Source organism: Citrobacter freundii complex sp. 2025EL-00176 (genome assembly GCF_053309355.1).
In genome coordinates this window covers 33354-56156 of record NZ_JBRYHT010000012.1, presented here as the reverse complement: position 1 = coordinate 56156, position 22803 = coordinate 33354, and the positions used below count along the sequence as shown (strand labels likewise).

General features: G+C 54.4%; 20 protein-coding genes. 6 read left to right on the top strand and 14 right to left on the bottom strand.

Annotated features, from left to right (window positions below; genetic code table 11):
* The first annotated feature begins 2 nt into the window (after positions 1–2).
* Both dxs and yajO read left to right on the top strand, forming a co-directional pair.
* Entirely contained in the window at positions 3–1865 is a 1863-nt protein-coding gene (gene dxs, locus ACVXHP_RS19415) for a 1-deoxy-D-xylulose-5-phosphate synthase (protein ID WP_137349001.1), read from the top strand.
* A gap of 54 nt (positions 1866–1919) precedes the next feature.
* Positions 1920–2894: a 1-deoxyxylulose-5-phosphate synthase YajO gene (gene yajO, locus ACVXHP_RS19410; RefSeq protein WP_137349002.1), complete on the top strand. Its 975-nt coding sequence runs from the start codon at positions 1920–1922 to the stop codon at positions 2892–2894.
* A gap of 57 nt (positions 2895–2951) precedes the next feature.
* Here the strand turns inward: yajO and pgpA are convergent, their stop codons facing one another.
* The 6 genes from pgpA to nrdR all read right to left on the bottom strand — a co-directional run bounded on the left by pgpA (position 2952) and on the right by nrdR (position 7058).
* Positions 2952–3470 carry a phosphatidylglycerophosphatase A gene (gene pgpA, locus ACVXHP_RS19405; RefSeq protein ID WP_200007741.1) on the bottom strand — a complete coding sequence of 173 codons (519 nt, stop codon included), beginning with the start codon at positions 3468–3470 and terminating at the stop codon, positions 2952–2954.
* A complete protein-coding gene (gene thiL / locus ACVXHP_RS19400) occupies positions 3448–4425 on the bottom strand; it encodes a thiamine-phosphate kinase (RefSeq protein WP_447572048.1) in 978 nt (325 codons plus the stop codon). The genes pgpA and thiL overlap by 23 nt, the downstream gene beginning before the upstream one ends.
* A 76-nt stretch (positions 4426–4501) precedes the next feature.
* Positions 4502–4921 carry a transcription antitermination factor NusB gene (gene nusB, locus ACVXHP_RS19395; protein WP_000801129.1) on the bottom strand — a complete coding sequence of 140 codons (420 nt, stop codon included), beginning with the start codon at positions 4919–4921 and terminating at the stop codon, positions 4502–4504.
* 19 nt (positions 4922–4940) lie between these two features.
* Entirely contained in the window at positions 4941–5411 is a 471-nt protein-coding gene (ribH, locus tag ACVXHP_RS19390) for a 6,7-dimethyl-8-ribityllumazine synthase (protein ID WP_003021575.1), read from the bottom strand.
* A gap of 90 nt (positions 5412–5501) precedes the next feature.
* The gene (ribD, locus tag ACVXHP_RS19385; protein WP_447572047.1) at positions 5502–6605 is read right to left on the bottom strand and encodes a bifunctional diaminohydroxyphosphoribosylaminopyrimidine deaminase/5-amino-6-(5-phosphoribosylamino)uracil reductase RibD; all 1104 of its coding nucleotides are present in this window, start codon (positions 6603–6605) and stop codon (positions 5502–5504) included.
* A 3-nt stretch (positions 6606–6608) separates the two neighbouring features.
* On the bottom strand, positions 6609–7058 hold the full coding sequence (gene nrdR, locus ACVXHP_RS19380; protein WP_016152032.1) for a transcriptional regulator NrdR: 450 nt from the start codon (positions 7056–7058) through the stop codon (positions 6609–6611).
* Positions 7059–7212: 154 nt separating this feature from the next.
* Here nrdR and ACVXHP_RS19375 point away from each other — a divergent pair, with 154 nt between their 5' ends.
* Both ACVXHP_RS19375 and ACVXHP_RS19370 read left to right on the top strand, forming a co-directional pair.
* Positions 7213–7752 carry a SadB/YajI family lipoprotein gene (locus tag ACVXHP_RS19375; RefSeq protein ID WP_069323953.1) on the top strand — a complete coding sequence of 180 codons (540 nt, stop codon included), beginning with the start codon at positions 7213–7215 and terminating at the stop codon, positions 7750–7752.
* 298 nt (positions 7753–8050) lie between these two features.
* Positions 8051–8914, top strand: coding sequence for a nucleoside-specific channel-forming protein Tsx (locus tag ACVXHP_RS19370; RefSeq protein ID WP_262798311.1), 864 nt, complete (start codon positions 8051–8053; stop codon positions 8912–8914).
* A gap of 872 nt (positions 8915–9786) precedes the next feature.
* Here ACVXHP_RS19370 and secF read toward each other — a convergent pair.
* From secF to queA, 5 genes are read right to left on the bottom strand one after another with little or no spacing between them, the layout of a single operon-like run.
* The gene (gene secF, locus ACVXHP_RS19365; RefSeq protein ID WP_038638190.1) at positions 9787–10758 is read right to left on the bottom strand and encodes a protein translocase subunit SecF; all 972 of its coding nucleotides are present in this window, start codon (positions 10756–10758) and stop codon (positions 9787–9789) included.
* A gap of 10 nt (positions 10759–10768) precedes the next feature.
* Positions 10769–12616, bottom strand: coding sequence for a protein translocase subunit SecD (gene secD / locus ACVXHP_RS19360; RefSeq protein ID WP_447572046.1), 1848 nt, complete (start codon positions 12614–12616; stop codon positions 10769–10771).
* 27 nt (positions 12617–12643) lie between these two features.
* Positions 12644–12976, bottom strand: coding sequence for a preprotein translocase subunit YajC (gene yajC / locus ACVXHP_RS19355; RefSeq protein WP_003021544.1), 333 nt, complete (start codon positions 12974–12976; stop codon positions 12644–12646).
* Between the two features lie 22 nt (positions 12977–12998).
* Positions 12999–14126, bottom strand: a complete 1128-nt coding sequence (gene tgt, locus ACVXHP_RS19350) for a tRNA guanosine(34) transglycosylase Tgt (protein WP_447572045.1) — start codon at positions 14124–14126, stop codon at positions 12999–13001.
* A 53-nt stretch (positions 14127–14179) separates the two neighbouring features.
* On the bottom strand, positions 14180–15250 hold the full coding sequence (queA, locus tag ACVXHP_RS19345; RefSeq protein WP_262798309.1) for a tRNA preQ1(34) S-adenosylmethionine ribosyltransferase-isomerase QueA: 1071 nt from the start codon (positions 15248–15250) through the stop codon (positions 14180–14182).
* 90 nt (positions 15251–15340) lie between these two features.
* Between queA and acpH the strand changes: the two genes are divergently transcribed.
* Both acpH and ACVXHP_RS19335 read left to right on the top strand, forming a co-directional pair.
* Complete coding sequence (acpH, locus tag ACVXHP_RS19340; protein WP_200007754.1) at positions 15341–15922, top strand: ACP phosphodiesterase; 582 nt, start codon at positions 15341–15343, stop codon at positions 15920–15922.
* Between the two features lie 168 nt (positions 15923–16090).
* Positions 16091–16693, top strand: coding sequence for a peroxiredoxin (locus ACVXHP_RS19335; protein ID WP_003021524.1), 603 nt, complete (start codon positions 16091–16093; stop codon positions 16691–16693).
* A gap of 48 nt (positions 16694–16741) precedes the next feature.
* On the opposite strand, the gene ACVXHP_RS19330 is transcribed toward ACVXHP_RS19335, so the two are convergent.
* From ACVXHP_RS19330 to ACVXHP_RS19320, 3 genes are all read right to left on the bottom strand, one after another.
* Positions 16742–18139 carry a DUF3999 domain-containing protein gene (locus ACVXHP_RS19330; RefSeq protein WP_447572044.1) on the bottom strand — a complete coding sequence of 466 codons (1398 nt, stop codon included), beginning with the start codon at positions 18137–18139 and terminating at the stop codon, positions 16742–16744.
* Positions 18136–20793 (bottom strand): DUF2339 domain-containing protein, encoded by a 2658-nt coding sequence (locus ACVXHP_RS19325; RefSeq protein WP_447572043.1) that lies wholly within the window; start codon positions 20791–20793, stop codon positions 18136–18138. The genes ACVXHP_RS19330 and ACVXHP_RS19325 overlap by 4 nt, the downstream gene beginning before the upstream one ends.
* 136 nt (positions 20794–20929) lie before the next feature.
* On the bottom strand, positions 20930–22798 hold the full coding sequence (locus ACVXHP_RS19320) for an amidohydrolase (RefSeq protein ID WP_447572042.1): 1869 nt from the start codon (positions 22796–22798) through the stop codon (positions 20930–20932).
* Positions 22799–22803: the final 5 nt, after the last annotated feature.

Below are 22803 nucleotides of genomic sequence, written 5' to 3'. Positions count from 1 at the left end.
CGATGAGTTTTGATATAGCCAAATACCCGACCCTGGCGCTGGTCGACTCCACCCAGGAGTTACGCCTGCTGCCAAAAGAGAGCCTGCCAAAGCTTTGCGACGAACTGCGCCGCTATTTGCTCGACAGCGTGAGCCGTTCCAGCGGGCACTTCGCCTCTGGTCTGGGCACGGTGGAACTTACCGTCGCGCTGCACTATGTCTACAACACCCCGTTTGACCAGTTAATCTGGGATGTGGGACATCAGGCTTATCCGCACAAAATTCTGACCGGCCGCCGCGATAAAATCGGCACCATTCGTCAGAAAGGCGGTTTGCATCCGTTCCCGTGGCGTGGAGAGAGTGAGTATGACGTACTGAGCGTTGGGCACTCTTCAACGTCCATTAGCGCTGGCATTGGTATTGCGGTTGCCGCCGAGAAAGAAGGCAAAGATCGTCGTACCGTTTGTGTGATTGGCGATGGCGCTATCACCGCCGGGATGGCGTTTGAAGCGATGAACCATGCGGGTGATATTAAGCCCGATATGCTGGTTATCCTCAACGACAACGAAATGTCGATTTCAGAGAACGTCGGTGCGTTGAATAATCACCTGGCGCAACTGCTCTCTGGCAAACTTTACTCCTCGCTGCGCGAAGGCGGGAAGAAAGTGTTCTCCGGCGTACCGCCGATTAAAGAGCTGCTCAAACGTACCGAAGAACACATCAAAGGCATGGTGGTGCCGGGCACGCTGTTTGAAGAGCTGGGCTTTAACTATATCGGCCCGGTGGACGGGCACGACGTGCTGGGACTTATCACCACGCTGAAGAACATGCGCGATCTGAAAGGTCCACAGTTCCTGCACATCATGACCAAAAAAGGTCGTGGCTATGAGCCAGCGGAAAAAGACCCGATCACGTTCCACGCCGTACCCAAATTCGATCCATCCAGCGGCTGTCTGCCGAAAAGCAGCGGCGGCCTGCCGAGCTATTCAAAAATTTTCGGGGACTGGTTATGTGAGACCGCAGCGAAAGACAATAAGCTGATGGCGATCACCCCAGCGATGCGCGAAGGCTCCGGTATGGTGGAATTCTCACGTAAGTTCCCGGACCGCTACTTCGATGTGGCGATTGCCGAGCAACACGCAGTGACCTTTGCCGCAGGTCTGGCGATTGGCGGCTACAAGCCGGTCGTGGCTATTTACTCTACCTTCCTGCAACGCGCCTACGATCAGGTGCTGCATGATGTGGCCATCCAGAAACTGCCGGTACTGTTCGCCGTTGACCGGGCAGGTATTGTTGGCGCTGATGGGCAAACCCACCAGGGGGCGTTCGATCTCTCCTTCCTGCGCTGCATCCCGGAAATGGTCATCATGACCCCGAGCGATGAGAACGAATGCCGCCAGATGCTGTTTACCGGCTATCACTACAACAACGGACCATCGGTCGTGCGCTATCCACGCGGTAATGCGGTGGGCGTTGAGCTGACGCCGCTGGAACAGTTGCCAATCGGTAAAGGTATCGTGAAGCGTCACGGGGAAAAAGTGGCAATTCTTAACTTTGGTACCCTGATGCCGGAAGCCGCTCAGGTCGCAGAGTCGTTGAACGCCACGCTGGTCGACATGCGCTTTGTGAAACCACTGGATGAAACATTGATCCTCGAAATGGCAGCCCAACACGACGTGCTGGTTACCATTGAAGAAAACGCCATTATGGGCGGCGCAGGCAGTGGCGTAAACGAAGTGCTGATGGCCCATCGCAAGCCCGTTCCGGTGCTGAACATTGGCCTGCCTGACTTCTTCATCCCGCAGGGAACTCAGGATGAGGCTCGCGCCGATCTGGGTCTTGATGCCGCTGGCATTGAGGCCAAAATCAAGGCCTGGCTGGCATAATCCCCTCCCCGCTCCTGCTATGCTTAATGAATAACACGCTAAGCAGGAGCGAATATGCAATACAACACCTTAGGAAAAACCGACCTCCGGGTCTCCCGCCTTTGCCTGGGCTGCATGACGTTTGGCGAGCCCAATCGCGGCAATCACGCCTGGACGCTGCCTGAAGAGAGCAGCCGCCCAATAATCAAACACGCCCTTGAGGGCGGAATTAACTTTTTCGATACCGCCAACAGCTACTCCGCTGGCAGCAGCGAAGAGATTGTCGGCCGCGCGCTGCGTGATTTCGCCCGTCGTGATGAGGTGGTGGTGGCGACAAAAGTGTTCCATCAGGTTGACGATCTGCCGGAAGGCTTATCCCGTGCACAAATCCTGCGCTCAATCGACGACAGCCTCAGACGCCTGGGCATGGACTATGTGGACATCCTGCAAATTCACCGCTGGGATTACAACACGCCAATCGAGGAAACGCTGGAAGCCCTCAACGACGTAGTTAAAGCCGGTAAAGCTCGCTATATCGGAGCCTCGTCGATGCATGCTTCCCAGTTTGCTCAGGCGCTGGCCTTACAGAAGCAACACGGCTGGGCGCAGTTCGTCAGCATGCAGGATCACTACAACCTGATCTACCGCGAAGAAGAACGCGAAATGCTGCCGCTCTGCTATCAGGAAGGTGTCGCGGTGATCCCGTGGAGTCCGCTGGCGCGTGGTCGCCTGACCCGCCCGTGGGGAGAAACGACCGCACGTCTGGTTTCTGATGAAGTCGGTAAAAATTTATATAATGAAAGCGATGAAAACGACGCACAAATTGCCGCTCGGCTGGCTGGCATCAGTGAGGAGCTGGGCGTTACGCGCGCGCAGGTCGCGCTGGCATGGCTGCTGAGCAAACCTGGCGTGGCTGCGCCCATTATTGGCACATCGCGCGAGGAGCAACTGGATGAATTGCTCAATGCAGTAGATTTAACACTGAAGCCGGAGCAAATTGCCGAGCTGGAAACACCGTACAAACAGCATCCGGTGGTGGGATTTAAATAAGCGCGATTGTAGATTGTAGGCCGGATAAGGCGTTTACGCCGCTATCCGGCAACCCCGTTAAATGATACCTACCGGCCAGTGATGACCGATAAAATACAAAATTCCAGCAGAGAGTATCCCGGCGACAATATCGTCGATCATGATCCCCGTCCCGCCATGCACATTGCGGTCGAACCAACGAATCGGCCACGGCTTCCACATATCCAGAATACGAAAAATCACAAATCCGGCGGCAACCCATTGCCAGTCGAGGGTCGGTAGCGCCATCAGGGTTATCCACATCCCGACAAACTCGTCCCAGACAATGCTGCCGTGATCGTGCACGCCCATGTCTTTCGCCGTTTGATGACACAGATAAACGCCGATACAGATAGACAGCATGACCACCAGCGAATACAGCTGCCACGGCAGAAACGTCATTAAATACCAAAAAGGGATCGCCGCCAGCGATCCCATGGTGCCAGGAACAATTGGACTCAGCCCACTACCAAAACCGGTGGCCAACAGGTGCCACGGATTACGCATACTCAGGCGGCTTTTGGCGACATCTTTTTTAAGGCGCGGCAAAATGGTCATATCCTTTCCAGTCGAACGTGACGGGTTTTCCATCGCGCGTAAAGTGAACGCCTTCTACATCCGCACTCATCTGACCGATGCAGGTAAACGAGGTCCCGAGATGTGCCAACGCGACGTCCAGTGCGCCACGGTTAATTTCCGGTACGGTAAAGCATAACTCATAATCTTCACCACCCGAGAGCGCCCAGCGCAACGCCTGTTCAGGCTCAACATGTTGGGCGAATGCCGTGGAATAAGGCAGCGCGTCGACGTTAACCCGTGCGCCGCAGCCGCTGGCATTGACGATATGCCCCAGATCGGAAATCAGGCCGTCGGAGAGATCGATAGCCGCACTGGCCAGATCGCGCAGGGCTTGTCCCTGTAAAATACGCGGGGTTGGGCGCAGGTGGCGTTGCAGCAGATACTCCGCGTCTTTTGGATCTGTCACCTGCAATCGGTCCTGCAAAATCGCCAGCCCCGCCGCACTGTCGCCCGGCGTGCCGGTCACATAAATCCAGTCGCCCGGTTTTGCACCGGAACGTTTTAAGGCACGCCCAACGGGAACGTAGCCATGAATACCCAACGTCATCGACAGCGGTCCACGCGTGGTATCACCGCCAATCAGCTGCATATCGTAGTAATTAAGGAGTTCAAACAGGCCATCGCTGAAAGCTTCAAGCCAGGCTTCATCAACATCAGGTAACGTCAGTGCCAGCGTCAACCACGCAGGATCGGCACCCATCGCCGCCAGATCGCTCAAATTCACCGCCAGGGCTTTCCAGGCCAGATCGGTAGGATTTATGTCGGGGAGGAAGTGGTTGCCTGCCACCAGCGTATCGGTACTGATCGCCAATGTTTGTTTTTCAGGGATGTTCAGGAGTGCGCAATCGTCGCCAATACCGGTTTCGACATCAAGACGAGACGTTCTTACGCGATCAAAATAACGGGCAATCAGGGAAAATTCGCCGCATGCCATACGTTATGCCTCAGCAGAAAAAAAGAAAAAGCCGGGGACAGCGGAAACACGTTCCACTCTCCAGCCGGCCTCGGGATTACTTTTTGTTGGGGCGAATCACAGGTGCTGCTTTATCCAGTACGCCGTTCACGAATTTATGGCTATCTTCAGCGCCGAAGGTTTTCGCCAGTTCAATCGCTTCGTTGATGGCCACTTTGTACGGCACATCACTACGTTTAGACAGTTCAAACAGCGCAATACGCAGTACGGCTTTTTCTACCTGACCCAGCTCTTCCAGCAGACGAGACAGGTAAGGCTTCATTAATCCATCCAGGTACGCGCTGTTAGTCGCCACCCCGGACAGCAGTTCACGGAAATACAGAACGTCGACATCTTTAACGTCCTGTTCCGCCAGGAACTGGTATTCAACATCAGCGATGTCGTTCTGGGACAACTGCCAGGAGTAGAGCGCCTGGACGGCACACTCACGGGCGCGGCGACGAGCAGCAGGTTTCACGGATTTCCCCTTACAAAAATCAGGCCTTAATGGCTTTCAATACATTAATCATTTCAAGCGCAGTCAGTGCAGCTTCTGCGCCTTTGTTGCCGGCTTTCGTGCCAGCACGTTCGATGGCTTGTTCAATACTTTCGGTGGTCAGAACACCGAAGGCTACCGGAATGCCACTGTCCTGAGCGACATGCGCCAGGCCATTGCTAGCACCGCCAGCCACATATTCGAAGTGCGCGGTACCGCCACGGATCACCGTACCGAGCGCAATCACCGCGTCGTATTTACCGGTTTTCGCCAGTGCGTCAGCCGCCAGCGGCAGCTCATATGCGCCTGGAACCCAAACGACGGTAATGTTTTCATCTTTAACCTGGCCAATACGTTTCAGGGCGTCGATCGCACCTTCCAGCAGGCTATCATTGATAAAGTTGTTGAAACGCGCAATGGTGATGGCGACGCGAGCGTCCGGAGTAGCAACGTTAGCTTCAATAATGTTCATATTCTTCCTTCGGGTTCGATTTATGGCCCCGTAAGGGGGGCGGATTTTATCATAATATTCTGTGCGCTGCTTCCTCTAATTCAGAAAGCCTCACGCAGTGGTTAAATGCAGGCAAACGTCCGGGCCCACCTGGCGTATCTCGTTGAATTTGAAATGGGGGGCGTCAGCCAGTTTCTCAAGCCCCGGCAGCACACATAATCCTCGCGCATCACTGCCTAACAGTTTAGGCGCAACATACACGATTAGCTCATCCACTAAACCGGCCTGTAATAACGCGCCCGCAAGCGTTGGGCCAGCTTCCACCCAAATACTGTTAATTTGCTGTTTGCCCAGCTGCATCATCAGCACGACCAAATCCAGATGCCCGTTATGTTCCGGTACCTTAATACTGCGAACCGACTCCGGCCAACTACGGGTATCGTCTTGCGTTCGGACAATCCAGGTTTCTCCCGGCTGTTGCACAATACGGTGCTCCGGCGTGACCTGATTCTGGCTATCAAGGACAATGCGGATCGGCTGACGCAGATTTTCCTGCGGGTAACTCGCCTGGGTTGACTCTCCAAGCTCCGACCAACGCACGGTAAGCTGAGGATCGTCGGCCAGTACCGTCGCGCTGCTGGTTAAAATGGCATGGCTTTGCGCGCGCAGCCGTTGTACATCACGACGCGCCTGCGACGAGGTAATCCACTGGCTTTCCCCGCTGGCCATCGCCGTACGGCCATCGAGCGATGCGCCAAGTTTAAGCTGCAGATACGGGAATCCTGTACGCATGCGCTTGAGAAAGCCCTTATTAAGCAGCTCAACCTCGCTCATCATCAGCCCGTGGCTGACGTCAATGCCCGCCTGCTGCAAGCGATAGAGGCCACGACCTGCGACCTGCGGATTGGGATCCTGCATGGCGGCAACAACGCGTGCTACGCCCGCGGCAATTAACGCATCGCAGCACGGCGGCGTGCGGCCATGATGGCTGCAGGGTTCAAGCGTCACGTAGGCGGTTGCTCCTTGCGCTTTTTCACCGGCCATGCGCAGGGCATGGACTTCGGCATGCGGCTCGCCCGCACGGTGATGATATCCTTCACCGACGATCTCCCCATCCTTAACAATCACGCAGCCGACGTTGGGATTTGGGTGAGTAGTGAAACGTCCACGCGCAGCAAGCTTCAGCGCGCGCGCCATGTACAATTCATCCTGCATGGCTTAGTCCTGTAGGCGAGCAATCTCTTCGCCAAATTCTTTGATATCTTCGAAACTGCGGTAAACCGACGCAAAGCGGATGTAAGCGACTTTATCGAGCTTTTTCAGTTGCTCCATCACCAGGTTGCCGATCATCTTACTCGGCACCTCACGCTCGCCAGTCGCTCGCAGTTGTGATTTGATATGGTTTAACGCCATTTCGACGTCATCTGAGCTGACCGGACGTTTCTCCAGCGCTCTGAGCATGCCGCTGCGCAGCTTATCTTCATTAAAGGGTTCACGCACATCGTTGCTCTTCACAACGCGCGGCATGACAAGTTCAGCCACTTCAAAAGTGGTGAAACGTTCGTTACAGACCAGACACTGCCGACGGCGGCGTACTGAGGAGCCCTCGCCTACAAGACGAGAGTCAATTACCTTAGTGTCTACGGCGAAACAGAATGGGCAATGCATACGGCGTCCTGTACCTCAGTGGTTAACAGCAATCTATTTTACCCTGAACTGGCGTGACAACAAAGGCGCAGCGCTTTTGAGACAAAGGATCGATGCCTTCGTGCTCTGCGCACACTACCATTATGCTATCGCGACAATGAAGGAAGTAATCACAATGACAAGACGTTACCTAAGAATTCTCCTGGTGGGAAGCCTCTTTAGTCTTAGCGCCTGCGCGCAGCAAAGCGAAGTACGCCAGATGCATCAAAGCGTAAGCACGCTAAATAAAGAGATGACGCAGCTTAATCAGGAAACGGTAAAAATTACGCAACAAAATATGTTGAATGCCAAATCGACCAGTGGCGCCTACCTGTTACCGGGCTCCAAAACCCCTGCCCGTCTGGAGAGTCAGATCGGCACGTTACGTATGTCTCTGGTGAATATTGCGCCGAACGCCGACGGCACGCGCCTGACGCTGCGGATTCAGGGTGAATCCAATACACCTTTACCCGCCTTTAGCGCCACCGTCGAGTACGGCCAAATTCAGGGTACCACGGAGAATTATCAGGAAGTGAACGTTCAGAACCAACTGGTCAACGCCCCGGCAAGTATTCTTGCCCCCAGCGACGTAGATATTCCGTTGCAGATAAATGGTCTCTCCCCCGACCAGTTGGGATTTGTTCGCATTCACGACGTACAGCCTGTTAGCCAATAAACTTTTTCGCGGAACGTTTTGTGCGTTCCGCAACATCATTTCCGCCTCTTTTGTTACTCCCCTGACATAAGCGATATTTCTGTTAAAACTTGGCAACATTCATAGGAGCCAGTACAATTCGCCGCCTAAAGTACGCAAACGTGAACGCAATCGATTACGTAAATGATAGAACTGTGAAACAAGACATATTTTTGTGAACAATGATTTTTATAATAGGCTCCGAAGAATTACGAAATATTTAGAAACGCAATTTGCGCATTTTTCACTCCCGAAAGGGATTTCAAACAGTGGCATACATATGAAAAAAACATTACTTGCAGCCGGTGCAGTGCTGGCGCTCTCCTCGTCTTTTACTGCCAACGCAGCAGAAAATGACAAACCGCAATATCTGTCAGACTGGTGGCACCAAAGCGTCAACGTGGTGGGCAGCTACCACACCCGTTTCTCTCCGAAACTGAACAACGACGTGTATCTGGAATACGAAGCGTTTGCCAAAAAAGACTGGTTTGACTTCTATGGCTACATCGATATCCCGAAAACCTTCGACTGGGGTAACGGTAACGACAAAGGCATCTGGTCTGATGGTTCCCCGCTGTTTATGGAAATCGAACCGCGTTTCTCCATCGACAAACTGACCGGTGCTGACCTGAGCTTTGGACCGTTCAAAGAATGGTACTTCGCCAACAACTACATCTACGATATGGGTGATAACAAAGCCAGCCGCCAGAGCACCTGGTATATGGGTCTGGGTACCGATATCGACACTGGTCTGCCGATGGGTCTGTCCCTGAACGTGTATGCTAAATACCAGTGGCAGAACTATGGCGCCTCCAACGAAAACGAGTGGGATGGTTACCGTTTCAAAGTGAAATACTTTGTACCGATCACCCAGGTTTGGGGCGGTCAGTTGACCTACATCGGCTTCACCAACTTCGACTGGGGTTCAGATTTGGGTGATGATCCGAACCGCACCAGCAACTCTATCGCTTCCAGCCACGTGCTGGCGCTGAACTACGATCACTGGCACTACTCCGTAGTCGCGCGTTATTTCCATAACGGCGGCCAGTGGAAAGGTGGGGATACCCTGAACTGGGATGGTAGCGACTTCACTGCGAAATCAACCGGTTGGGGTGGTTACCTGGTTGTAGGTTACAACTTCTAATCCCGATATTTATCGCAGACAAGCCAGCTTAACCGCTGGCTTTTTTTGTTCCACAGCCAGGCTGTAATGATGATCAGTTAAGCATGTATGGAGAACGTTTTGCTCTGAATAAGTTTCCGTTCACCTTATGTGCATTGCTTCTCTGATATCGCTATACCCGTGAACGTGCAAGGGAGGCTCACCGCCACCTCCCTTGCATCCCAGGCTCCCGGCGGGAAAATCGTCGCGATGCGAGCTATTCGTCTTATGCCGTCTGCCTGTCGGGTCGGGGCCGAGCATGCGTCCATGCACGCCGTCCCCTCTGCCCGCATCCCTGCGGGCAGCCCCGGTCAGCCGTCAACGCCTCATCGATTTTCAGCCGGACATGGGTGTCGCTTCAACTCTCTGACTTTCAGTTAAATCTCTTTGCTGTTCAGATATATTCAAATAAAAATACAGATGGTCAGGCGTGGCTGGTCCGGCTGAAAATTGCCGACGTGTTTCCGTAAGGCCGGGAGAACCCGCAGGGATGCGGGTTCAGGGCGTGCTTTGCAAGGACGCTTCATCGCGCCCGGCCCGGTAGCCTGGAGGAATAAGCGGAGGGAACCACGAAGTGGCAATTTTCCCGCCGGGAGCCGGGATTGTAAAGGGCGTGGCGGAGAACGCCCTTTACACGTTCACAGGAATCGGTGTTTCAGAGAAAAGATGAACATGCGGTGAACGGAACCCTTGCTCTGAGAGAGCATATTCACTACCTGCACCAATGCAAGTTGATGCTTTTCGAAACTGAGGCGTTAACTAACTGGCATTACACAGCCTGGCTGCGGAGTTTCCACAGGCAAAAAAAATCCCGACCTTGCGATCGGGATTCCAGTATCTTCACTCTTAGTGGATTAAGGCAGAATTGACGGCTGATCCGCCCCTTCTTTCTCGACCTTCTGCTGCAGCATGTGCTCACGCTTCATACCCAGCTTCAGCGCCAGCGCCGATGCCACATAGATAGAAGACGCAGTACCGATGGAAACACCGATAAGCATGGTCAGCGAGAAGCCTTCCAGTACCGGACCACCGAACAGGAACAGCATCAGAATAACCATCAACGTCGTACCGGACGTAATCAACGTACGATGCAGCGTCTGAGTCAATGACACGTTAAAGATTTCATAAGGCGTACCGCGACGAATTTTGCGGAAGTTTTCACGAATACGGTCAGAGACTACGATACTGTCGTTCAGCGAGTAACCGATTACCGACATCAGCGATGCGACGATAGTCAGGTCAATCTCGATATGGAACAACGACAGGATCCCAAGTGTGATGATTACGTCGTGCGCCAGCGCGATAACTACCCCTGCCGCCAGTCGCCACTCAAAGCGGAAACCGACATACACCAGGATGGAGATCAGCGCCGCCATCAGCGCCATCGCACCGGTTTGCGCCAGGTCTGCACCCACACTCGGCCCCACGAATTCAATTCGCTTCACCGCAGCGTTTTGGTTGGTGGATTCGTTAATCACACTCAACACTTTGCTGCCCAGCACCTGACCGCCGTCTGCGCCTTCAGTTGGCGGCATACGCACCATAATGTCGTGGCTGCTGCCGAAGTTCTGCAGAAGCGGATCAACAAAGCCCGCTTTCTCCAGCGCATCGCGCATCACGTCCATTTCCGCTGGTTTTTCCAGCGTGATTTCAATTACCGTACCACCGGTGAAATCGAGACCCCAGTTAAAGCCGCGCACGCCCATAATCACTATGGCCGCGATCAGCAGAAAACCTGAAATGCCGAAAGCCCAGTAGTCCCAGCGCATAAAGTCCCAGACTTTACGGCCGTGGTTCAATTGTTCAACAGTATATTCCTGTGCCACTTCGCACTCCTCAGATTGACAGCTTTTTGACGCGCTTGCCGCCATACAACAGGTTTACGATGGCACGTGTACCGACAATTGCGGTAAACATCGACGTCGCTACCCCAATACCGGTAGTAATCGCGAACCCTTTAATTGCCCCGGTGCCGACTGCGTACAGGATAATGACCTTAATCAGCGTCGTAATGTTCGCATCGAAGATGGAGCTAAATGCGCCCGCATAACCTTCATTGATGGCCTGCTGCACCGAACGACCGTTACTCAACTCTTCTTTGATACGTTCGTTGATCAGTACGTTAGCATCGACCGCGACGGCAAGGGTTAAGACGATCCCCGCAATCCCCGGCATACTCAGCGTGGCTCCCGGCAACAGTGACATAATGCCGACAATCAGCACCAGGTTAGCGATCAGCGCGCTGGTCGCAATCAGACCAAACTTCTTATAGAAGAAGATCATGAACAGGATAGACACCACCAGACCGGCCAGACAGGCTTCCAGACCCTGTTTGATGTTCTGCATACCCAGGGTTGGACCGATGGTACGTTCTTCAACAATCTGAATCGGCGCGATTAACGCACCGGCACGTAACAGCAGAGAAAGCTGACGCGCTTCGTTCGGGTTGTTGATACCGGTGATACGGAAGCTGTTACCCAGACGAGACTGGATGTTGGCGATGTTAATCACCTCTTCCTGTTTCACCAGCACGGCGCGGCCGTTGGCATCTTTTTTACCGCTGTCTTTGTACTCCACAAACAGGGTCGCCATCGGCTTACCGATGTTGTCCTTGGTGAAGTTGGACATGATGTTACCACCCGCGCTATCCAGCGAGATGTTAACCTGCGGCTGATTGTATTCGTCCTGGCTGGAAGTAGAATCGGTGATATGGTCACCGGTCAGGATCACGCGTTTGTACAGTACAACCGGCTGACCTTCACGAGACTGTTTCACTTCCGAATCACCCGGCACACGCCCTGAGGCCGCAGCAGACTGATCAACGTTGGTGTTTACCAGACGGAATTCCAGCGTCGCGGTTGCGCCCAGAATTTCTTTCGCACGCGCGGTATCCTGAATACCCGGCAGTTCGACGACAATACGGTCAGCACCCTGACGTTGTACCACCGGCTCAGCAACACCCAACTGGTTCACACGATTACGCAGAATGTTGATGTTCTGCTGAACCGCGTATTCACGGGCTTCGCTCAGACGTGCGTCGGTCATCACCGCACGCAGAGCATTGCTGCCCTGGCTGGAAATAACCAGATCCTGGTGACGCTTGCTCAGATAAGAGATAGCTTCATCACGGGCGCTGCTGTCACGGAAGGTGATGCTCAGGCCGTAGTTATCTTCTTTACGAACGGTAGTATAAGGAATGCCTTTTTCACGCAGATCGCTGCGCAGGCTATCGATATTTTGTTCCTGCAACTTACCCAGCGCGGTATCCATATCCACTTCCATCAGGAAGTGAACGCCGCCACGCAGGTCAAGACCGAGCTTCATCGGTTCTGCGTGAATGGCTGCCAGCCAGCGCGGTGTTGCCGGAGCAAGGTTAAGCGCCACGACGTATTGATCGCCCAGCACGCCCATCAACACTTCACGTGCGCGCAGTTGGGTATCAGTGGAGTCGAAGCGCGCAAGAATAGCACCCTCTTCCAGAGCCACAGACTTAGGTGTGATTTTATCTTCTTGTAACGTTTTCTGGACCTGGATCAGCGTTTGCTCACTGGCGGCGGCACCGCGCACGCCAGTGATTTGAACAGCCGGATCCTCACCATACAGGTTGGGAAGTGCGTAAAGCAGGCCGACGACAATGACGACGACCAGCATAATGTACTTCCACAAAGGATAACGGTTTAACACGGCAGTTCCCTTTGGGAAAACAATAAATTACAGCGCCTTCATGGTGCCTTTCGGCAGAACGGCAGCTACGAAATCACGTTTAATAACCACTTCAGTGGTGTCGTTCAGCGCGATAGCGATGTAGCCAGATTCTGCTACTTTGGTCACGCGACCCACCAGACCACCGTTAGTCAGCACTTCATCGCCTTTCGCAATGGAGTTCATCAGGTTCTTGTGTTCTTTGGTACGCTTTTGCTGTGGGCGCAGGATCATGAAGTAGAAAATCAGACCAAACACCACCAGCATCAGAATCAGAGACATCGGGCTGCCCTGCGCCGGAGCACCTGTTGCCGCTACCGCATCAGAAATAAAAAAGCTCATTCAAATTCCCTCATTATTAAAATTAATCAACGTTCACAGGTGGAACTGGTCGACCCTGACGTTGGTAAAAATCGGTCACGAAGCTCTCTAATTTACCCTCTTCAATAGCCTTGCGTAAACCCGCCATCAAACGCTGGTAGTAGCGAAGGTTATGAATCGTGTTGAGACGCGCGCCCAATATTTCGTTGCAATGGTCGAGATGATGCAAGTAAGCGCGCGAATAATTGCGACAGGTGTAGCAATCACACTCAGCATCGAGCGGACTGGTGTCGCTTTTATGTTTCGCGTTACGAATTTTTACCACGCCGTCAGTCACAAACAAATGACCATTACGGGCATTTCGCGTTGGCATCACGCAGTCAAACATATCGATACCGCGACGCACGCCTTCAACCAGATCTTCTGGTTTGCCGACGCCCATCAGGTAACGCGGTTTATCTGCCGGAATCTGCGGGCAAACATGCTCCAGAATGCGGTGCATATCTTCCTTCGGCTCACCGACAGCCAAACCGCCGACAGCGTAGCCATCAAAGCCGATATCTACCAGACCTTTGACGGAGATATCACGTAAATCTTCGTAAACGCTGCCCTGAATGATGCCAAACAGCGCATTTTTGTTGCCGAGACTATCAAAACGGTCGCGACTGCGCTTCGCCCAACGCAGAGACATCTCCATTGAGCGTTTAGCATAGTCCCAGTCGGCCGGGTACGGTGTACATTCGTCGAAGATCATTACGATATCGGAACCGAGATCGTATTGAATCTCCATTGACTTCTCAGGATCGAGGAAAATCGGATCGCCGTTGATCGGGTTGCGGAAATGCACCCCCTGCTCGGTGATCTTACGGATGTCGCCGAGGCTGAAAACCTGGAAGCCGCCGGAATCGGTAAGGATCGGCCCTTTCCACTGCATAAAATCGTGCAGATCGCCGTGCAGCTTCATGATTTCCTGACCCGGGCGTAGCCACAGGTGGAAAGTGTTACCGAGGATAATCTGCGCGCCGGTAGCTTCAACTTCTTCCGGCGTCATGCCTTTTACGGTGCCGTAAGTACCGACCGGCATAAATGCAGGCGTTTCCACTACGCCACGATCAAAAACCAGGCGGCCGCGACGCGCGCGACCGTCTGTGGTGTCCAGTTCAAATTTCATCTTAACTCCTGCGTCAGAAAAACAGTCCGACGTTAAATACTCATGCCAGAAATTTATTCTCCGACACGCTCAGAAATAGCCTGCGGATTGTACGTGATAAACATCGCATCTCCGTAACTAAAAAAGCGATATTCCGCTTTTACCGCTTCATGATAGGCGTGCATGGTGTTTTTATAACCAGCAAACGCGGAAACCAGCATGATCAGCGTCGATTCCGGCAGGTGGAAGTTGGTGACCAGGGCATCAATCACCTGGTATTTATAGCCAGGATAAATAAATATCTGCGTATCGCCGAAGAACGGCGCAATGAGGTCGTTTTTGGCAGCCTGCGCCGCGCTTTCCAGTGAGCGAACGGACGTTGTTCCCACGGCGATCACGCGGTTGCCGCGCGCCTTCGCCGCCAGCACGGCATCAACCACATCCTGCGGCACTTCCGCATATTCGGAGTGCATAATGTGGTCTTCGATGGTGTCAACGCGCACCGGCTGGAAGGTACCCGCGCCGACGTGCAACGTAACGAAAGCCATTTCAATGCCTTTATCGCGCAGTTTCGCCAGCAGCGGCTCGTCAAAGTGCAGCCCCGCGGTCGGCGCAGCGACGGCACCCGGTTTTTCGCTATACACGGTCTGGTACAGCTCGCGGTCGGCGTCTTCGTCCGGGCGGTCAATATACGGCGGCAACGGCATATGGCCGATGGCGTTGAGGATATCGAGCACGCTGCGTTCGTCGTCAAACTCCACTTCAAACAGCGCGTCGTGACGGGCAACCATCGTCGCTTTAATACTTTCATCGTCGCCCAATAGCAGCTCGGCACCCGGCTTCGGCGCTTTCGAGGCGCGAATATGCGCCAGAATACGCTTATCATCCAGCATGCGCTCGACCAGTACTTCAATCTTACCGCCGCTGGCTTTACGGCCAAACAGACGCGCAGGAATGACGCGGGTGTTGTTAAAGACCAGCAAATCGCCAGGGTTGAGCTTATCGAGCAAATCGGTGAAAGTACCGTGCGTCAGCGCGCCCGTCGGCCCGTCCAAAGACAGCAAGCGGCAGCTACTGCGCTCAGCTTGCGGATAGTGGGCAATCAGGGATTCGGGTAGTTCAAAGGTGAAATCGGTAACGCGCATGACACTGACTCAGACTAAAATAAGAGGCGGGTAGTCTAGTGCCGGGGCGTTCTCCCTGCAACCTTTACCCCTCTGGATAAACGTTTAACTATGAATTTTCTTGCGCACCTGCACTTAGCACATTTAGCGGATAGCTCGCTTTCCGGCAATCTGCTGGCCGATTTTGTCCGGGGTAATCCGGAAACGCATTTTTCACCTGAGGTAGTGGAAGGCATCTTCATGCACCGTCGTATCGACGTGATGACTGATAACCTGCCGCAGGTGCGTGAAGCCAAAGAGTGGTTTCGTAGCGAAACGCGCCGGGTCGCGCCAATTACGCTGGACGTGATGTGGGATCACTTTCTGTCGCGCCACTGGGCGGAAATCTCCCCTGACTTCCCATTAGCGGAATTTGTGCGCTATGCCCGCACCCAGGTGACCACGATTTTGCCGGAATCGCCGCCGCGCTTTATTAACTTAAACAACTATATGTGGTCAGAAAAATGGCTTGAGCGCTATCGTGACATGGATTTTATTCAGAATGTCCTAAATGGGATGGCCAGCCGCCGCCCGCGTCTCGATGCGCTGCGCGACTCATGGTATGACCTGGATACGCATTATGATGCGTTAGAAGAACGTTTCTGGCAGTTTTATCCGCAAATGATGGAACAGGCGCGGCGTAAAACCCTTTGATTGTAACCCGCATAACACGCCGGATAAGCTATAGCGCTCATCCGGCAAAAGATTGATAGACAAAACCTGTCTCATTGATTGCCAGCGCCTCTTTGTCTTATTCTCAAACACTCTCTATACTGGCCCGCGTTGCGTTCCAAAAAACCCTTAACATTGCAGGAGAATTATATGGTACTGGTAACTCGTCAGGCTCCGGATTTCACAGCAGCTGCGGTACTGGGTAGCGGTGAGATCGTTGAAAACTTCAACTTCAAACAGCATACCAACGGTAAAACCACCGTTCTGTTCTTCTGGCCGATGGACTTCACCTTCGTTTGCCCGTCTGAACTGATCGCATTCGACAAACGTTACGAAGAATTCCAGAAGCGCGGCGTTGAAGTTGTTGGCGTTTCTTTCGACTCTGAATTTGTCCACAACGCATGGCGTAACACCCCTGTCGACAAAGGCGGCATCGGTGCGGTGAAATACGCAATGGTTGCTGACATCAAACGCGAAATCCAGAAAGCCTACGGCATCGAGCACCCGGAAGCGGGCGTTGCTCTGCGTGGTTCTTTCCTGATCGACGCTAACGGCGTTGTTCGTCACCAGGTGGTTAACGATCTGCCGCTGGGTCGTAACATCGACGAAATGCTGCGTATGGTTGACGCACTGCAGTTCCACGAAGAGCACGGCGACGTTTGCCCGGCGCAGTGGGAAAAAGGGAAAGAAGGTATGAACGCGTCTCCAGACGGCGTTGCAAAATACCTGACCGAGAACGTTTCCAGCCTGTAATTGGCAAGAATCGTAAGAGGCCCGCAAATGCGGGCCTTTTTTATTGTTTTATGTCGAATTACCCTTTTTCACTTCACGCCAGATTCGCCACGCCATCAGCGCCAGTACGGCGACGCCAAGGATTAACGCCCCCCACACCAATAGCGTTTTCCACTGGCTTTGTTGCTCAGCGACTGACGTTGCCGTCAGCCGCCCCTCACCGCCCAGAGTAACCGGTTCATCCTCCAATGCCTGTGGCATTTTGTCAGGATCGTTGTGCTTACGTAACGCCTCCGGGATCAGCATCGCCAGACTGACGCTCGCGGGTTCTGCCGCTTTGTTACCCCATGCCAGAATAAACGGGCTTTGGCCTTGCGCGTTAAAAATCACTTTATAGCTGTCGCGCATCCCTCTCAGTACGGGTAAGGTGTCGGGCAAACGCGCCTGAAGCGTCGTCATCCGTACCGCCTCAACTAACTCGCCGGAGAGCGGAATATCATCCGAATACTGATTTTCCAGATTGTAGAGAACCGTTCGGGTTAAAGGCTGCCAGGCGTCTTTTTCTCCCTTACGCCATTCAAGTTCAACCGGCAATACGCCTTCGTTATCCAGTGAAATCTTTAATGAGGTCAACGGTTGCGGCCTGGACCATCGCCAAATCGCCTGGTTTTCGGCAATTTTCTCCGCTTCAGCATCCATCGAAACAGGCCGGGTAAGCGGAGGCTCCTCACGGGTTATCGCACTCACGCCGGTCAGATTTAACGCAGGGCTTTGCGAATCAAGAATCAGCAACAGCCAGGGGACACCATCAGCAGACATGCGCAAATCATCGACGCCTAAGGTGTCCATTTTCAACCGGTCGTCGCTATGCGTCAGATCCATCAGCGGCGCGTTTCCTGTAATCAACCTCCAGTCACGCAAATCACGGCTGTAATAAAGCGATGCCGTTCCCTGCCAGTTTTTCGCAGGCGCATCCCAGTTCAAACGCAACTGGGACAGCGATGGCGTCTCTTTGACATCGTCTGGCAAGGCGATTAAATAACTCTGCCCGATGGATTGCAGGTTTTCACTTTCAAAGCGAATTTCAATGCCATTTTTAGAACGAAGCAGGACCGCTGGTCTTTCATCATCGTGCTTTGGCGTCACCGGTTGTGCCGTAGAATCAAACGGAAAAAGGCGCAGAGGAATCGTTCTGGGGGACGTTGCCTGCGCTTTTTCTGCCAGTAGCGTGAAAGGCACCACATCGCCCTGACGGTTGAACACTCTGATATCACGTAAGTCCGGCCAGACCGCCTCGTGGTATACTTCTAATGGCAGAGGGAGGCTATACCATTGCTCTGAACCCAGCGTTAATAGCTTCACGCCCTTCGCGTAGTCTGCTGGCGCCTCTGTAACCGTATTACTCCCCCACGTCGCACCTGTCGCGCCTAGCAGAACACTCCAGAGAACCGCTTTAATCCATTTCATTTTTCTTCTCCAGCTTTGGGCGGTAAGGGTGAAAAATACCCGATAATCAGCACCAGAATGGCCACGCCGATAAACGCGACCGCACGCGCCAGGCCGCCGCCTCCCGCGCTGTCCACCAGCATCAGTTTAATAATGACTATCCCCAGCAAAACGGCGCCACACAGCCATTCCTGGCGCGATCGACGCCGGGTTGCCCGCATCATCACCACCAATGCCGCCAGCATCCAGAACAGAGCAAAACAGGTTTGAATCAACCGCGAATCCCATAGGGCGTGTACATTCCACGCAATGTCGCCATACCAGGACAAGGCGCGCAGCAGTAAACCATTAAGCCACCAAAAGCCGAGCGCCATCAGCGCCACAACCGGCCATGGGCGGCACACCGCAAGCTGCACCGGGAAATAGCGTTCAGACGCGCGATAAAACACGACCAACCCGAGCAGGGCAAAAGCAGCGCCCTCTTCCAGCGGGTTGAGCAACGGCAGATACGTCTGATGATAAACCACGCCATCCTGTAAATTCGTCAGTACGAGCAGGCCGAACAGCACCAGCGCAACGGGAGTCATCGCCTGAACAGAATAGAGTGCCGGCCAGATGCGAAACGGCCAGATCTGTCGATTAACAGCTTGATAAACCAGAAAAATCAGCAACCCGCCAGCCGCCATCATCAGGCCGCTACCCCACGCGGCTCTCCCCCACGGTAGCGCCTGTGCGAACCAGAACAGCTCAACCGCCAGTGCCAGTACAATCATCCAGAAGAACGACAAATGCGCCAACCGGGAAAGCGTTGGCGGTAATATAGGTGCGTCACGCCAGAGCAGCAGCACTGCAACAATTAGCGCCGCGCACCAGGCCAGATTCGGCCAGCCCGCAGCAAAAATCTGCTGCAAAGAGATCTGATACATCAGCATCACCAGCATCGTCGGCCACAACAGCCATTTACTGGCGTCCAGCTCCCGCCATGCCAGGCGACCCGCAATTGTTCGCCAGCCCCAGACCGATACCGCCATTAATGCCAACACGCCAGACAGCACCCACCGTTCCTGCTTCAGGACGAGCTGCGATACCGCAACGAGTGCAATGATCCAGAAAAGCAAACCACCCGCGAGTAGCCCCCAGCTGCCCTGTAGGCGAATGTTGCGCCATAGCCATGCGGCAGCCAGCCAACTGAGGCTAAGCACGGCAAATATCAGCATCACTGAGAGCGCAGTTGTGCCGTTAGCCAGTGCCCATAGCGCGCTACCCACGGCCAGCACGAGCAGCGCCGTACCGCTATAACTCATGCGTCGCTGCTGCTGTTGGATACCCAGCCAGAGGATCCCAAGTCCCTCCAGCGACCAGGCCATCGCCGTCCAACGGGCTGAAAGCGCCAACGGGATAGCCAGAGTAGTAAATGCGCCACCGAGCGCCAGGGCGGACAATACCAGAGGTCTCCCCAGAGAAGACCAACGCCGCAAAGCCAGCGTCGCCAACACCAGATAGAAACCACCGTAGCCCAGCGCGCTGAGCGCTGGACCATATGCCATATGCCGGGTAATGGCATACTGCATGCCAAAACCTACCAGCGGAGGGGCAAACAGCAGGACGCCATCAATAATCTGTTTGCCTTTCTCCTGCGCCCGAAGCGACAGCGCCACGCTCAGCACACCAAAAATAAGGGTGTTGGCGATCAGGAACAGTTGGCAGCTCAGGTAATACTCAGGTCGATAGTCCTCCAGCCCCCACAAACCGCCGACACCAAAGGTAAATAACAGGCCGAGCAGATTCAGCTCCCGCCAGTGCTGCCAGATGCTGATAGCGAGAATACCGACCGACAGCAGTAGATAGAAAGAGAAGAGCGCGACATGGCTGCCGCCGCCGGAGGAAAGCAGCAGCGGCGCGAGATAACCGCCAAGGCTTGCCAGCATCGCCAGACTCAGTGCCTTTTGCAAAATAGCCAGGCCCACGCTCGCCGCGCAAATCGCCACCAGCAGCGCAAATGCCAGCGTCATTGGCAGCATTTGCCACAGCCGGAACGCGCCAAAGACGGTGAGATAGAGTGCTCCCGTAGCTCCGCCCTGAAGGATCAGCGCGTAGACCGGTTGCTTATGCCGCAACCGCCAGCCCAGCGCCAACAGGACAATAGCAAACAGCGCAGCCGCCACCAGGCGCAGCTCAAGCGGAAACAGAGAATGTTCGACGGTGTAACGCAGCAGGAAAGAAAGCCCCAGGAACAGGAGCAATATACCGAGTTTTGCCAACGGATTGCCCTGCATAAACCAGCGCACCAGCGATGACATCACCCCGCCAAAAGCAGAAGGCCGCCCGACGTTAGGCGTTGAAACTACCGCCTTATCCGGCTTTTGCTGTGAAGACCATGGGCTAACAGGTTCAAGGGTCGGCTCAGTGTCAGGTTCGAGTGCCACGCTGCTAATCGCAGACGTTGGCGCATCGACAGGAACACTCTTTGTTGCAGCCGTTGGCGCATCGGCGGTGGCCTGTGCCACAGACTCTGGCGCCACACCGCGCAGCTCAAGTTCCTCTACCCGACGGCGCAAGGCCGCCAGCTCAGAACGTACCGCGGCACTGCGTCTGTATGCCACGATCGCGAGGCCAGGAACCACCACCAACGCGAAGAATAAAACAATGCAGCCAAGGGTTAGCAGCTCATCCATGTTTCCACCTTCACTGTGTAAAGACAGTGCAGAATGACACAAATTGTTGCAGCTGTGCCATATCTGTTAACACTATGACCCGCTTTTCAGAAAATACAATCAGCCCCTGCGTTTGGCCAGGGGCTGTGAGGAGGGATTAAAACGCGAAGCAGGAACAGCCAAGCGCGCCCCAGAAAGCCCGATCGTCCGACACCGCGATCCCCGACTTACGCGCGATATCATGCTGATGACCGTGTACGCCGCAGCTGCCGCAGCACTGGTGCATCTGCACCATCGCCCCAACTTTCGCGGCAATCGGCGGCGCTGAGCGATAATGCCCCGGCACCGTCACCACCGGCGACCAGTCGGGCACTACCGGAATGGCTGGCGGTGCCAGCGGAGTGAAATGCCCGGCTGCGTACACCACTTTGCCATCGACAATAGTCATCACCGACTCGATGCCTTTGATCTCTTCTTCCGGCACGCTGAAATAGTCTTTAGACAGCACCACCAGGTCGGCCAGTTGATCTTTCTCGATGCGCCCTTTCTTTCCCTGTTCGCTGGAGAACCAGGCGCTACCGGCCGTCCACAGTTCCAGCGCCACGTCGCGCGGCAGACGATTGTTATCATCGTACATCGCCATGCCGCCAACGGTGCGGCCCGAAACCAGCCAGTAGAGTGCGGTCCACGGGTTATAACTGGCCACGCGGGTGGCGTCAGTCCCCAGCCCTACCGGCACATCAGCCGCCAGCATTTTCGCCACCGGCGGCGTATGTTTGACCGCGTCTTTGCCATAGCGATCGACAAAATATTCGCCCTGGAACGCCATTCGGTGCTGAACCGCGATCCCGCCGCCCAGCGCTTTTACGCGCTCGATATTGCGTTCGGTAATCGTTTCGGCGTGATCGAAGAACCAGTGCAGACCATTGAACGGGATATCGCGATTTACCTTCTCAAACACATCCAGCATGCGGCTGATGGATTCATCATAGGTAGCATGCAGACGGAACGGCCAACGATGCTCCACCAGGTGTCGCACCACGCGTTCCAGCTCATCTTCCATACCTTCCGGCAGATCCGGGCGTGGTTGCAGGAAGTCTTCAAAATCCGCCGCCGAGAAGACCAGCATTTCTCCTGCCCCATTGGCACGATAGAAGTCGGTGCCCTGTCCAGGCTTGAGCATATCGGTCCAGCGTTCAAAGTCCTCCAGCTCCTGCTTCGGACGCTGAGTAAACAGGTTGTAGGCTATGCGCACCGTCATCTGTTTATTGGTGTGCAACTGCTCAATGATCTCATAATCTTCCGGGTAGTTCTGGAAGCCGCCGCCCGCATCAATAGCGCTGGTCAGTCCCAGGCGGTTCAGCTCACGCATAAACTGGCGGGTCGAATTGACCTGCATTTCCAGCGGCAGCTTTGGCCCTTTCGCCAGCGTCGAATAAAGGATCATGGCGTTGGGTTTGGCGATCAGCATTCCAGTCGGGTTGCCGTTGCTATCACGCACAATCTCGCCGCCAGCCGGGCCCGGCGTCGCTTTGGTGTAGCCAACGGCTTTCAGCGCCGCGCGATTCAGTAACGCTCTGTCGTACAGATGCAGAACAAATACCGGGGTATCTGGCGCGGCTTCATTCAGTTCTTCCAGCGTCGGCATGCGCCGTTCGGCAAACTGGAATTCGCTCCAGCCCCCCACCACACGCACCCATTGCGGCGACGGCGTTCTGTCAGCCTGCTCTTTGAGCATGCGTAGGGCATCCGCCAGCGACGGTACGCCTTCCCAACGCAGTTCCAGGTTGTAATTCAGACCACCGCGAATCAGGTGCAGGTGTGAATCATTCAAGCCGGGGATCACCGTATGTCCTTGCAGATCGACAACCTGCGTCCCTTCGGCGGCAAAGCTCATGATCCGATCGTGGTTACCGGTCGCCAGGATCTTCCCGTTGGCGATCGCTACCGCCTCGACCTGTGGGCTTTGTCTGTCGAGAGTATGAATTTTTCCGTGAGTCAGAATCAGTGTGGCAGTTTGCGACATAACAA